The sequence below is a fragment of the Streptomyces sp. NPDC031049 genome (assembly GCF_055571015.1).
Genome location: NZ_JBVIGC010000017.1, coordinates 136,883 through 148,891 on the forward strand (window position 1 = coordinate 136,883; position 12,009 = coordinate 148,891).

Annotated in this window: 13 protein-coding genes; 1 reads left to right on the forward strand and 12 read right to left on the reverse strand. The window is 72.3% G+C overall.

Going from position 1 to position 12,009, the window contains the following annotated elements:
* Positions 1–8: 8 nt before the first annotated feature.
* Complete coding sequence (locus tag ACZ45Q_RS26440; protein WP_468265727.1) at positions 9–1,088, forward strand: endo-1,4-beta-xylanase; 1,080 nt, start codon at positions 9–11, stop codon at positions 1,086–1,088.
* 52 nt (positions 1,089–1,140) lie between these two features.
* On the opposite strand, the gene ACZ45Q_RS26445 is transcribed toward ACZ45Q_RS26440, so the two are convergent.
* The 12 genes from ACZ45Q_RS26445 to ACZ45Q_RS26500 all read right to left on the reverse strand — a co-directional run bounded on the left by ACZ45Q_RS26445 (position 1,141) and on the right by ACZ45Q_RS26500 (position 11,886).
* Positions 1,141–1,650, reverse strand: coding sequence for a GNAT family N-acetyltransferase (locus ACZ45Q_RS26445; protein ID WP_468265729.1), 510 nt, complete (start codon positions 1,648–1,650; stop codon positions 1,141–1,143).
* 88 nt (positions 1,651–1,738) lie between these two features.
* Complete coding sequence (locus ACZ45Q_RS26450) at positions 1,739–2,608, reverse strand: AraC family transcriptional regulator (RefSeq protein ID WP_468265731.1); 870 nt, start codon at positions 2,606–2,608, stop codon at positions 1,739–1,741.
* Positions 2,609–2,786: 178 nt separating this feature from the next.
* Complete coding sequence (locus ACZ45Q_RS26455) at positions 2,787–3,311, reverse strand: gluconokinase (RefSeq protein WP_468265733.1); 525 nt, start codon at positions 3,309–3,311, stop codon at positions 2,787–2,789.
* A 25-nt stretch (positions 3,312–3,336) separates the two neighbouring features.
* A complete protein-coding gene (locus tag ACZ45Q_RS26460; protein ID WP_468265735.1) occupies positions 3,337–4,383 on the reverse strand; it encodes a glucose 1-dehydrogenase in 1,047 nt (348 codons plus the stop codon).
* 120 nt (positions 4,384–4,503) lie between these two features.
* Positions 4,504–5,076, reverse strand: a complete 573-nt coding sequence (locus tag ACZ45Q_RS26465; RefSeq protein WP_468265737.1) for a GNAT family N-acetyltransferase — start codon at positions 5,074–5,076, stop codon at positions 4,504–4,506.
* 106 nt (positions 5,077–5,182) lie between these two features.
* Positions 5,183–6,073 (reverse strand): hypothetical protein, encoded by an 891-nt coding sequence (locus tag ACZ45Q_RS26470; protein ID WP_468265739.1) that lies wholly within the window; start codon positions 6,071–6,073, stop codon positions 5,183–5,185.
* A gap of 4 nt (positions 6,074–6,077) precedes the next feature.
* On the reverse strand, positions 6,078–6,437 hold the full coding sequence (locus ACZ45Q_RS26475) for a peptidase inhibitor family I36 protein (RefSeq protein WP_468265741.1): 360 nt from the start codon (positions 6,435–6,437) through the stop codon (positions 6,078–6,080).
* A 99-nt stretch (positions 6,438–6,536) separates the two neighbouring features.
* A complete protein-coding gene (locus ACZ45Q_RS26480) occupies positions 6,537–7,538 on the reverse strand; it encodes a helix-turn-helix domain-containing protein (RefSeq protein ID WP_468265743.1) in 1,002 nt (333 codons plus the stop codon).
* 272 nt (positions 7,539–7,810) lie between these two features.
* The gene (locus tag ACZ45Q_RS26485; RefSeq protein WP_468265797.1) at positions 7,811–8,446 is read right to left on the reverse strand and encodes a response regulator; all 636 of its coding nucleotides are present in this window, start codon (positions 8,444–8,446) and stop codon (positions 7,811–7,813) included.
* Complete coding sequence (locus ACZ45Q_RS26490; RefSeq protein WP_468265745.1) at positions 8,446–9,654, reverse strand: sensor histidine kinase; 1,209 nt, start codon at positions 9,652–9,654, stop codon at positions 8,446–8,448. The genes ACZ45Q_RS26485 and ACZ45Q_RS26490 overlap by 1 nt, the downstream gene beginning before the upstream one ends.
* Before the next feature lie 89 nt (positions 9,655–9,743).
* Positions 9,744–10,406 (reverse strand): DedA family protein, encoded by a 663-nt coding sequence (locus ACZ45Q_RS26495; RefSeq protein WP_468265747.1) that lies wholly within the window; start codon positions 10,404–10,406, stop codon positions 9,744–9,746.
* Between the two features lie 700 nt (positions 10,407–11,106).
* On the reverse strand, positions 11,107–11,886 hold the full coding sequence (locus ACZ45Q_RS26500; protein ID WP_468265749.1) for a hypothetical protein: 780 nt from the start codon (positions 11,884–11,886) through the stop codon (positions 11,107–11,109).
* Between the last annotated feature and the right edge of the window lie 123 nt (positions 11,887–12,009).

Here is a 12,009-nt window from a genome sequence, read left to right on the forward strand (position 1 = left end):
GGACCGTCATGAAGCACTTCCGCACGGCCGCCGCCGTCCTGACGAGCGGGGCCCTGCTCTTCACGGCCGTACAGTCCGCCCAGGCCGCACCGGACGGCTCCCACCGCCACCCCAAGGGGGCTCCGCTCAAGGCCCTCGCCGAGCGGTCCGACCTGCTCTTCGGCACGGCCGTCAATACGACGGCGCTGGCGGAGGACCGTACGTACCGCAAGATCACCGCCCGCGAGTTCAACTCGGTCACCGCCGAGAACGTGATGAAGTGGGAGACCCTGCAACCCCGGCCGGGCGTCTACGACTTCACGGAGGCCGACGCGCTGGTCGCGTTCGCCGAGCGCAACGACCAGCAGGTGCGCGGGCACACCCTGCTGTGGCACAACCAGCTGCCGGCCTGGCTGACCGACGGTGTCGCCGACGGCTCGATCACCGCCGAGGAGCTGCGCGGGATCCTCCGCGACCACATCACCACGGTGGTCCAGCACTACCAGGGCAGGATCTACCAGTGGGACGTCGTCAACGAGGTCTTCGAGGAGGACGGCAGCTACCGCGACTCGCTATGGTACCGGCAGCTGGGCCCGTCCTACATCGCCGACGCCTTCCGCTGGGCGCACCAGGCCGACCCGGAGGCGAAGCTGTACTTCAACGACTACAACGTCGAGGGCGTCAACGCGAAGTCCACCGCCTACCACGACCTCGCCCGTGAGCTGCGCGCCCAGGGGGTGCCGGTGCACGGCTTCGGCATCCAGGGACACCTGGGCACCCAGTACGGCTTCCCGGGTGACGTGCCGGGCAACCTGAAGCGGTTCGCCGACCTGGGCATGGAGACCTCCTTCACCGAGGTCGACGTCCGCTCGGTCATGCCCGCCGACGCGACGAAACTGGCCACCCAGGCCGACTACTTCCGCCGCATGCTCGACGCCTGCCTGGATTCCTCGCAGTGCACCTCCTTCACCATCTGGGGCTTCGCCGACCACTACTCCTGGGTGCCCTCCACCTTCGAGGGGCAGGGCTCGGCCAACATCTACGACGAGTCGTACCGTCCCAAGCCGTCCTACTTCGCGATCCGCGCGGAGCTGGCCGCGGGCCGCTGACCCGGGCGCCCTGTGCACCCGCACCCGTCGAGCAGGTGCCGCCGCGGCGGGTTCACAGGGCCTTGCGCAGGAGGACGCACATCGTCTCGTGGCGCCGGACCGACCCGTCGGGCCCTTCCTCGTCCCAGCCGTCCGGCTCACGGCCGTACGCGACATAGCCCAGGCGCTCGTACAGGGCGCGCGCCCGGGGATTGTCCTCCTCCACGGCGAGCGCCGCCCTGCGCAGCCCGCGATCCCGGATCCGTTGTTCGGCTGCTCGGACGAGCAGCGTTCCCAAGCCGCAGGACCGCAGCGCCGGCAGGACGGCGAGCTGCCACAGGGTGCCGGCCCCGTCGGAGGCCCGGTAGTCGATGCCGCCGATCGCCACCGGCAGATCCGCGGGGGTGCACACGGCCAGGTATTCCACCTCACCCGCCGCGACGCGGGCCAGTGCCCGTTCCACGTGGCGCAGGTGGGTGTCCGAACCCGACCAGGTGCACGCGGGCAGGTCCTCGGGCAGGAGATCGCGCACACGCACAGGCAGGGTGACGGTGGCCTCGGTGGAGTCGTCGTCGGTGTTCACGCAGGGAAGGATGCGCCGACGGCACCGGCACGACAACGGATTTCTCCGGAGAACCTCTACTCGCCTCTGCTCGTACGGCTCTCCGTTGTCAGGCCGGTTCGACCGGCAGCCACAGCTCACACGTCGCCGTCGAGAAGTCCGGGGCCCGGTCGAGGACCGACACGATCGACGGGCCCGGACGCAACCGCCAGGGATTGGAGGGGAACCAGTCGGTCGCGGTGGCGGCCCAGGTGGTCTGCAACGTCCGCGGGTGCGGACCGGCGGTGCGGAAGACCGCCCACCGGCCCGCCGGCACCTCGATGGCGTCGAGGTCCTCGGGGACCGGGACGTCCCGGGCGACCGCGACACCGTGCAGGTAGGTCAGTTCGCTGCCCTCCTCGGCGTCGGGGGCCAGGTCGTCGCAGACCTGGAGCAAGCCGGCCGGGTCGGTGCCGCTGAGGGTCTTCAGACGCGCGTGCTCCTCCTGCGGCAGTGCGCCGATGTGCTGCTGGATGTGCGGATTGATGCCCTCGTGGATGAGCGGAACCCTGGCGGCATGTCCGATCAGCCGGAACTCCGGGCGGTCGACGACGCGGGCGTCCATGGGGGTGCTCCCTTCTACGGTCAGGCGGAACCTGAGCTGCGGTTGTGTACGCAAGGGACCTCCGTGACGGCGCACGTCTCCCACGGCCGCACCGTGAACGGCCCGGAACGCACGTCCGAACGCCTCCGTCGAGCCGTAACCGTGCCGGACCGCGATGCTCAGCAGATCGTCCTCGCCCCGCACCACGTCCGCGGCGGCGACGGTCATACGGCGCCGCCGCACGTACTCCGACAGCGGCATCCCCGCCAGCGACGAGAACATCCGGCGCAGGTGGTACTCGGTCGTGCCGAGCGCCGTGGCCAGGCCGCGGACGTCGGGGTCCTCGGCGAGGTGCTCCTCGACGAGATCGACGAGCCGGTTCAGAGCCGAGATCACGGAGGCCTCCTTTCCGCGTCAAGCCTGGCAGCGCACACCCCGCCACCACCCGACCGCAGCGAACCGGATCGATCGGACACCCCACGACGCCCACCGCCGACGAGCAGTGCGACGACCCCCGGCTACGGCCTGCACGGACGCCGGGGGCAGCGGGGCTCCGGGCGTGCGGCCGACGCCGTTACCCGGTCTCGCCCCCGCGCCCGGTGACCGCGGCGTGGGCGAGGGTGGCTGTTTCCTCGGGGGTGCCGTCGATCGGGACGGCCGCGCCCGGCTCGTCGTCGGACAGGGGTTCCAGGTCGGCGAACTGGGTACGGAGCAGGGCGGGCGGCATGAAGTGGCCCCGTCGCTCGGTGATCCGGGCGGCGATCAGCTCGGCCGAGCCGTCGAGGTGGAGGAAGAAGACCTGCGGCGCGGCGGAGGCCAGCCGGTCGCGGTAGCGTCGCTTGAGCGCCGAGCACGCCACCACCGCGCCGCTGTCCGCGTGGGCGGCCAGCCACTGGGCGATCGCCTCCAGCCAGGGACGGCGGTCCTCGTCGTCGAGCGGGTGGCCCGCTCTCATCTTCGCCACGTTCGCCTCCGGGTGGAAGTCGTCCCCCTCGGCGTAGGGAACGCCGAGGGATTGCGCCAGCAGGCGGCCCACCGTGGTCTTTCCCGAGCCCGACACGCCCATGACGACGACCGAGGGAGCGGTGTTGTGAGACATCCAGGCCTTCCGAGGTGTCCGGTTCCTACAGTTCGATGATCACCTTGACGTCGTCCGGGTGCGGCGTGAACGCCTCCGCCGCGTGCTCCAGCGGCACCCGCCGGGTGATCATGCGACCGAGCCACGACAGGTCGGTCTTCGCGAGCGCGTCCGCGGCCTGACGGTAGTGACGCAGATTGGCGTTGACCGATCCCACCACCGCGTCGTTCTGCAACACGATCTCCCTGTTCACGGCCCCCGCGTCCACGGTCGTCCGGCGGCCGGCGGGCGACACACCGGTCAGGCACACCACTCCGTAGGGCGCGGTGCCCGTCAGCGAGGCGAGGACCGGCTCGTTCGCGCCCGTGGCCTCGATGACGACGTCCGGGCACACCGTGGAGACGACCTGGTCGGCATCCTCGGTGTGATAGACGGCGCCCAGGTCCTCGACCAGCGCGGGCTTGGGGCCGTCGGTCACCCGGTCCAGCACATGCACCTGAAGTCCGCGCTGTGTGCCCAGGAGGGCGGCCAGCAGACCGATGGGACCGGCACCGGTCACCAGGACACGACGCGGCTCGAACCAGGCGCGGGCTCCGACCCGCTCGACCTGTTCCCAGGCCTTCGCCACCACGGTGGCCGGCTCCATGAGCACACCGACATGCTCCAGTTGCGGCGCCAGCCGCACCGCGTAGTCGGCTTCCACGGACCAGGTCTGCGCGCCGTAGCCGTCGATCTCCTTGATGCCGCGCTCGGTGTAGCGGCCGTTGCGGCACATGTCGAACTCTCCGTGCGCGCAGGCCCCGCACGGCTCGGGGTCGGGACGGCGCACCACTCCGGCGACCAGGTCGCCGGGCGAGAACCCGCTGCCGGACGGCGCCTGCCGCACCCGCCCGAGGGATTCGTGTCCCAGTACCAGCCGCTCACGGCCCGCCGGGGCCCAGCCGTACTCGCCCCGGGCGATCTCCCGGTCCGTCCCGCACACCCCCACCGCCAGGCCCCGCACGAGCAGCTCGCCGTCGGCCGGTACGGGACCGGGCACGTCCCGTACCTCGACGGACCCCTTCTCGCCGGGCTTCACGGTCACTGCACGCATCGCCAACCTCGTCTGCCTCTGGTTCCCGGACCGGTTTCCTGCTCGGCGCAGCCGACGCCACGCCTCCCACGTGCCCGTCGCGGCCGCGGGACGGGCGGGTACCCGCAGACGGGTCTCCTATCAGCGGTCCGGGACCGGCGCGGGCGACGGCCGCCACTCTCGCCTGAGCAATCCGAACACCCACGTGTCGGACACCTCGCCGTCCACGACGCACTCCTCCCGCAGCGTCCCTTCCCGCACGAATCCGATCTTCTCCAGGACCCGGGCCGATGCCGTGTTGCGCGTGTCGGTCTCGGCCTGGACCCGATTCAGGTCCAGGGTGCCGAAGGCCCACCGCAGCAGGGCCTGCGCGGCTTCCGTGGCGTAGCCGTTGCCCCACATCGCGTGATCGAGGCAGTAACCCAGCGACGCGCTGCGGTGGTCCGGGTTCCATGCGGTCACCGCGCACCAGCCGGCGAAGGCCCCGTCAAAGGCGCGGTCGACGGCCACCCGCGCCCCGGTGCCTTCGTCCGCCATCTTCCGGCACATGGCGATGAAACGTTCGGCGCGGGCCCGTTCGTTCCATGGTGGTGAGTCCCAGTAGCGCATCACGAGGCTGTTGCTGTGCAGCGCGAAGAGAGTGTCCGTCTCGGCGTCGGTGAAGGGCCGCAGGCGCAGGCGAGGGGTGTGCAAGGTGGGAGTGTCCAGGGTCATGAGCGCCATGGTGCTTGCTCACGGGGCGGGCGGTACACCCGATATCCCGGGCCCGGCCCGCCGTGGCGGCAGCGGGTGCGGTGTCGGGCGGGGGGTGCGCGGGGTGCTACGCGGGGTTCGCCCCGCGCAGGGCGCGCTCGCGCAGTTCCTTCAGGTCGGCGGCCCGCTTCCAGGAGGAGGCCGGCAGGCCGTCCTGGACGCGCCGCTGGACCGCACGGGTGACCTCGGCGAGTCCGGCGCGGCTCTGGCACGCCGCGTCGAGCCGGGCCAGCCGTTGTTCCCGGCGTCCGGCCCGCACCAGGGCCTGCCGGTCGTCCGCGGCCTCGAGCACGGCCCGCTGGACGACGCCGCGGGCCTGCTGGAGCGTGTCGTGCCTCTCCCCCCGGTCCCGCATGCACGCGGCCCATGTCCTCTGTGCCGCGAGGAACTCCGGGTCGGCGGTGACGGCGGAGACGACCGAGGCGCTCACGCCGGCCACGTCGATACCGGCCTGTTCCCAGTCGGGGCCGTAGACGTCGCGCCGGGCCCGGTACACGCAGCCGTCGGTGTTGATCCGTACCGACGGCGCGCCACGCGCGGTCAGCGTCACCTGCTGCTCGTCCGTGCCGACCAGCGCCTCCTGCCAGGCCGAGCGCCGGGCCGTGGACAGCCGCCCGAGGTGACGGGCGTTGGGGTCCCGCGGGGTGCCCGCCAGCGCGGCCGACGCGAGCCCGTACCCGTCGGTTCTGGCGCTGTCCTGCGTCAGCAGCCCGTAGGGGTTCGCGGAGGGCACGGGGGCGGCCGGGACGGGGCGGTAGGGGAAGCCGCGGCGCCGCATGCACGAGGCGACGGCCTCTTCCTCTTCGTCGTGCAGCGTCCGGGCCTGCTGGGCGGAGACGCTCTCCGCGCCGTTCAACGGGACGGGCAGGCCGCCGTCGGCCCGGTGGGCGGATGCCTGGCCGCATCCGCCCACCGCCAGCAGACACACGGCGATCAGGGCTGCTGGTCTCCGCTTCACGGCATCAGCACCAGTGGTTGGAGGCGACGTTCTTGTAGAAGGCCGTGCCCGCGAGGTCGCCGATCCCGTAGCCCCTCGGGATGTTCACCGAGGAACCGGTGCGGCTCAGTCCGCTGTAGATGCGGACGTTGCACTGGGTGCCGGAGTTGGACACCGAGACCGCGTTGTTGAACTTGTGGTACTGGAGCAGGTTGCTGTTGTTGCCGTAGACCGTGCCGGGGTCGCCGCGGTAGTTCGTGTAGAGGTAGGCGCACAGTGCCCCGGAAGGGCACGGGTCCGCGGCCGCGGGCGTGGCCAGCGCGAGGCCCGTCCCCAGAGCGGTGGTGGCGATGACCGCTGTACCCGCGATCAGTTTCTTCAGCATGTGGTCGTTCCCCTCCCATGGCGATCGGTGATGACTTCACCGCCATGAGCACGCTAGCCAGCGTCGCGCTCCCGGCCATCGGCCTCGCGTGCCCACCCGTTACCGACGCGTGCCGTCGCCGTGCAGCATCAGGTCCCGGTACTCGCCCGGGGGCATGCCGTACGCGGTGCGGAAGGCCCGGCTGAAGGCGGCGGGCCGTGGGAAGCCCCACCGGGCTCCGATGGCGTGCACCGGCAGATGGCCGAGGTGCGGGGCGGCGAGATCGCGGCGGCAGCGCTCCAGACGCGCCTGTCTGATGTAGCCGGCGACCGTGGTGTCGTGCTGTGCGAAGAGCCGGTGCAGGGCGCGCACGGACATCTGGTGGGCGGCGGCGACGGATGCCGGCGTCAGGTCCTCGTCGGCCAGGTGTGTTCGGATGAAGGAACGGATCCGGTGGAACAGGACGCGCTGCCGGGACTCGGGCGGCACCGCTCGTTCGCGGTCGAGGTGGTGGGCCAGCACCGCGCTCACCAGGTCGAGGGCGGTCGCCTCCAGGCGCAGGGCGTCCTGGGGCGTGCAGTGAGCGGCCTCCTCGCTCAGACCGGTGAGGAAGCGGGCGAGCAGCAGGCCGACGCCCGTCCTCCCGGAGAGCGGGACGGCCAGGAGCCGGGCGACGTGCGTGTCCCTCAGGGGCAGCCGCCGCTTGGGGAACTGGAGCACCAGCGAGCAGGCCAGGCCGGTGTCCGCCGCGGCTGCCTCGAACGGGCGGGAGCTGTCGTACAGCACCATGTCACCGCTCTCCGGCTCCGCGCCGGACCCGCGCTGCTGCGCGTCCTGCCGGTCGGGCCCGGCCAGGGCGCGGAGGAGGGCGAGTTGGTACAGCTCGGCGTCGCAGCGCCGGACGAGCGGCGCGGTCTGTCGGGAGTCCAGGGGGCTGTGGGCCGGTGCGGACAGCCGCACGTCCTCCCCCAGGGACACCGCCACCGCCCTCGGCCGGGCCCGTGGCGGGTCCTCGTCCCGTAACCGGAAACGGGTGGGCGTCAGGGCCGCGGTCGTGGTGACCGCCCGGCCGCCGGCCCTCCTGTCGGCCAGGAGCGCGTCACTGTCGAAGAAGGCTTCCATGTTCCCCCCGGAACCTCGTGTGATGGAGGCATGCCAAGGACGCCCCCGGCAGACGATCGTGCCCAAGGGGTCAGGTGGACGACAGCGCCCTTTCGGCCTCTCCGCCCGCGGGCACGCCTTCACGCCAACCTCGGCCCCCGGGAGCCGGCGGCCACCGCCGACGGGTTTCGGACGCGGCCGGCTCGGCCCCGGTCCGGCACACCCTTGCCGTCAGGGAGTGACCGCGGCGTGCCGGGCGACGGGGGTGCCGCCTGCCGTCGGGTACGTGGCGGTCAGGACTCCAGGTAGCGCAGTACGGCCAGGATGCGGCGGTTGTACCCCGTGGCGTGCGCGAGTCCGAGCTTGTCGAAGATCGTGTTGAGGTTCTTCTCCACCGTGCTCATGGAGAGGTGCAGCTTCTCGGCGACGGCCGCGTTGGTGTGCCCCTGGGCCACCGCCTCCAGGACGCTCCGCTCGCGTGGGGTCAGCCGGGCCAGCGGGTCGCTGTGCGCCGTACGGATCACCAACTGGCGTACGACCTCCGGGTCGAGGGCGGCTCCGCCCGCGTGGATCCGCTCCAGCGCGTCGAGGAACTCCTCCACCTGGGCGACCCGGTCCTTCAGCAGATAGCCGACCCGCTCCACGTTCGACGTGAGCAACTGCGCCGCGTAGTTGCGCTCCATGTGCTGGGACAGCACCAGGACCCCGGTCCCCGGCCACCGCTCGCGGATCTCCAGCGCGGCCCGCAGCCCCTCGTCGGTGTGGGTGGGGGGCATCCGGATGTCCACGACGACCATGTCCGGTGGCCGGGCCTCGACCTCCCGCAGCAGGGCGACGGCGTCGCCCACCGCGGCGAGGACCTCGTGGCCCTCCTCGGTGAGCAGCCGGACCAGCCCCTCTCGCAGCAGGGTCGAGTCCTCGGCCAGCATTACGCGCACGGGATCTCCGCGGTGATCGTGGTGGGCCCCCCAGGGGGGCTGTGGACGTGCAGCCGGCCGTCCAGGGCGCCGACCCGGCTGCGCAGCCCGGTCAGTCCGCCGCCCTCCGGTTCCGCGCCGCCGACGCCGTCGTCCTCGACCCGGACGACGAGGACCGGCCCGTTCTTGCCGACGCTGACCTGGATCTCCGTGGCGGCCGAGTGCTTGGCGGCGTTGGTCACCGACTCCGAGACGACGAAGTACGCGGCGGTCTCGACGGAGGCGGGCAGCGGCTCGTCGAGCGAGAAGTCGGTCCGGACGGGGATGCCGCACCGCTCCGACACCCCGGCCAGCGCCTCCTGGAGCCCCTGACTGTCCAGTGCCGTCGGATACACCCGCCAGGCCACTTCCCGCAGTTCCGTCAGCACCTCCTGCGACTCCTTGTGGGCCTGCTCCAGCAGGCTGCACGCCTGCTCGGGCGTGCGGCCGGCGCGACGGGCCCGGCCGAGGAGCATGGCCAGCGCCACCAGGCGCTGCTGCACCCCGTCGTGCAGGTCGCGCTCGATGCGCCGGCGCTCGGTGTCGACGGCTTGGAGCACCGCCGCCCGGCTGGTGGCGAGTTCGTCGATGCGCCGCTGCATCAGTTCGCGCTCCGTCGGGCCGAAGCACTCGCGGGCCAGCCGCGCGTCGAGCGCCGCCAGCGAGAACAGGCCCTGCACGTCCAGGAAGAGCAGCCCCCCGCCGAGCAGGACCTGCGTGACCAGTTCCCTCCAGTCGAGGGTGCCCCGGACCAGGCTCGCGACGAGCAGGCCCGCGAGGACGGCACCGACGGCGAGCAGGCCGAGCACGACGCCGGTGAGCAGACCGGCGTACGTGCGGGCGGCGAGGTAGCGCAGAACACGCTGGTCGGGAACGGGACCGGCGGGGAGGCGGTCCCCGAAGAAGACGCAGCGGCGCCGGCGTTCGAGCGCCGTCAGCCACCGGGCTCCGGCGGCGAGGACGGCGAACGCCCGCCGCCGGGTGCGCGGCCACAGCAGCAGCGGACCGAGCGGGACGCCGGCCGCGACGAAGTACAGCAGTCCCAGGAGCGCGGTCGGGCAGCCGAGGAGGACTCCGGTGGCCCGCAGGGGCAGTGCCACGGCCGGTACGGCCGGTGTCGCCGTGGACTCGCCTCCCGGCAGCGCGGTCGAGGGCGTCGGCGGGAGCGGCTGAGTGGTCATGTCCGCCGATTCCCCGTGCACGCTCGCCGAGCGTAGTCGGGCGGCACAGCCGGGGCAAGATCGTTCGGCCCGGGTGGGAGCGGGGCCGGTCACGGCGTACGGCGGTGCCGGGCCCTGCCGCGGGAGCGCGCCCGGACGACGAGGTAGCAGGCCGACGCGGCGACCACCAGGACCAGGACGCCCTTGCTGATCACCCCCACGTACGCGCTGACGGTGTCCCACTGATCGCCCAACCAGTAACCGGACATGACCAGTACGGTGTTCCACATCAGGCTGCCGAGGGCGGTCAGTGCCAGGAAGGCCGGCAGCGGCATGCGCTCGAGGCCGGCCGGCACGGAGATCAGGCTGCGGAAGATCGGCACCATGCGGCCGAGGAGGACGGCCTTGGTGCCGTTCTTGGCGAACCACTTCTCCGTCCGCTCCAGGTCGGAGGTCTTCACCAGGGGCAGCCTGGCCCAGACCGTGTACATCCGCTCACGGCCGAACAGCGCGCCGATCCAGTAGAGGACGGTGGCGCCGGCCACGGACCCGAGAGTGGTCCAGAACAGGGCCGCGAAGAGACTGATGACACCCTGTCCGGCGGCGAATCCGGTCAACGGCAGGATGATCTCGCTCGGCAGCGGCGGGAAGAGGTTCTCCAGGGCGACGGCGAGGCCGGCGCCGGGCGCGCCCATCGCGTCCACCAGGTCGGCCGCCCATCCCGCGATGCCGTCCGCCGGCTCCTGTGGCAGCGCAAGGGTGATGTGGTCCATTTCGGGATCTCCAGGTACGAGGCGCACACCGCGGGCCGGTGCCGCGATCTGGTGATCACGCTAGGAACCCCAGGTCGGCACCGGTACGCGGCTGGCCGTCGACATGGCGCGGTTTCCCTCACCCCGGACCCTGCGGTTTTCCGCAGGGGAACCGGGCCGCCCCACCGGCTCGGGGAACCTGCCGCGACGGCCCGGCGTCGTGTCTGGTGTCTGATGCGTCGGGGAGCAGTGGGGGCAGTGTGGAGGTTGATCCGCCGTGGTGGGTCGTCATCGTGATCTCGGCCGGAGCGACCGTGGTCCTCGGGGCGGTCCTTCTGTCCGTGATCGCCGCGGTCGCTCTCGGAGCGGGCTGGGCGCGCAGGCGGTACCGCCGCGCCGCCGGCTCACGTCCCGCCGACGGCGGGAGGCATGGATGAACCACGCCCCCCGGGTCTCATCGCCGGCAGCCTCAGATTCGACGCGTCGGCCGTGTCCCCACCGGCCCGTCACCTGCGGTGCCGGCGGACCAAGGAGTTCAGAAGAGCGGCTCCACGCTCCTGTGCCCGCTTGACGGCCTCGAACTGCTTGCCACGGGTGTGGGCGCACCGGGTGCCCGCCGTGGAACCCGCCCAGGAGACGGGCCGGGACGGGCGCCTGATCAGGCTTCAGAGTCATGTACCCGGTGCCCTTTCGGGGGTGCCCGCAACCCGCGCGTGATCGTTCACGGGTCGTTCCGTGCCGCCTCGCGGGCTTCGGTGAGGGCTCGCCGCCTGAGGCTGCCGCCGAACAACTGGATCCTGGTGGCGGCCAGGACGTCGTCCGTGCCTATGGTCCGCCCGTCCCCGGTGCGGGTGGACAGGGCCGAGAACGCATCCTTGGGGGACGGGGTCGGGGACGGGTCCGGTTCACCGGGCGTCACCAGGGTGACCGTACCGAAGCGTTTGACCCCGCCCTCGCGGACGACCATGGCCGCGTCCCGGGCGAGGTCGGTCAGGAACGCGCTCGCGATGCCGTCCAGGTCGCGGACCACCGCCGGTACGGCCGTCACCCCCCGGCTCCGCAGCAGCTTCCTCACCCCGGCCTCGAACCTGTGGGCGCCGGCCACAGCACTCGGTTTGCGCGACCTGCTGCGCCGGTGCGACGGCACGACAACGCCCTCGGCGTCGTACAGGACACCGACCCTCCCTTGAAAGGTCGGGCTGTGGTGGTACCACGCGCCGCCCACCTCGAGTTCGACGTTCCGGTCGATGGCCGAGACGAGGTCCGCGGGGGCCAGCTTCTTCCGGCCCTCCTCCGCCGCCGCTCTCCTCGCGCCGTCGACGATCCCGGTCAGCACCGTCCGCGTCACCGACGCGGCGGCCCACGCGGCCGACCGGGAGACGTGCAGCGAGGTCACGTCCCTGAACACCGCTTTGACGAGAGAGGGCTTGAACGGCGGGACGGCCATGACCGAGGCGGTCTCGGGGCCGCCGCGCTCAGGGCGTGCGGGCTGTGTGGTCATCGGAAGAGACGCTCCCTGATGTCGAGTTGTCGAAGGCTCGCCCACACTTCACCACGCGGCAGCGCCCGTGAGTTCTCCCGGGGCCGCCAGTTCGGTGAGAACGGCGAGGTCCGCGCTGGCATC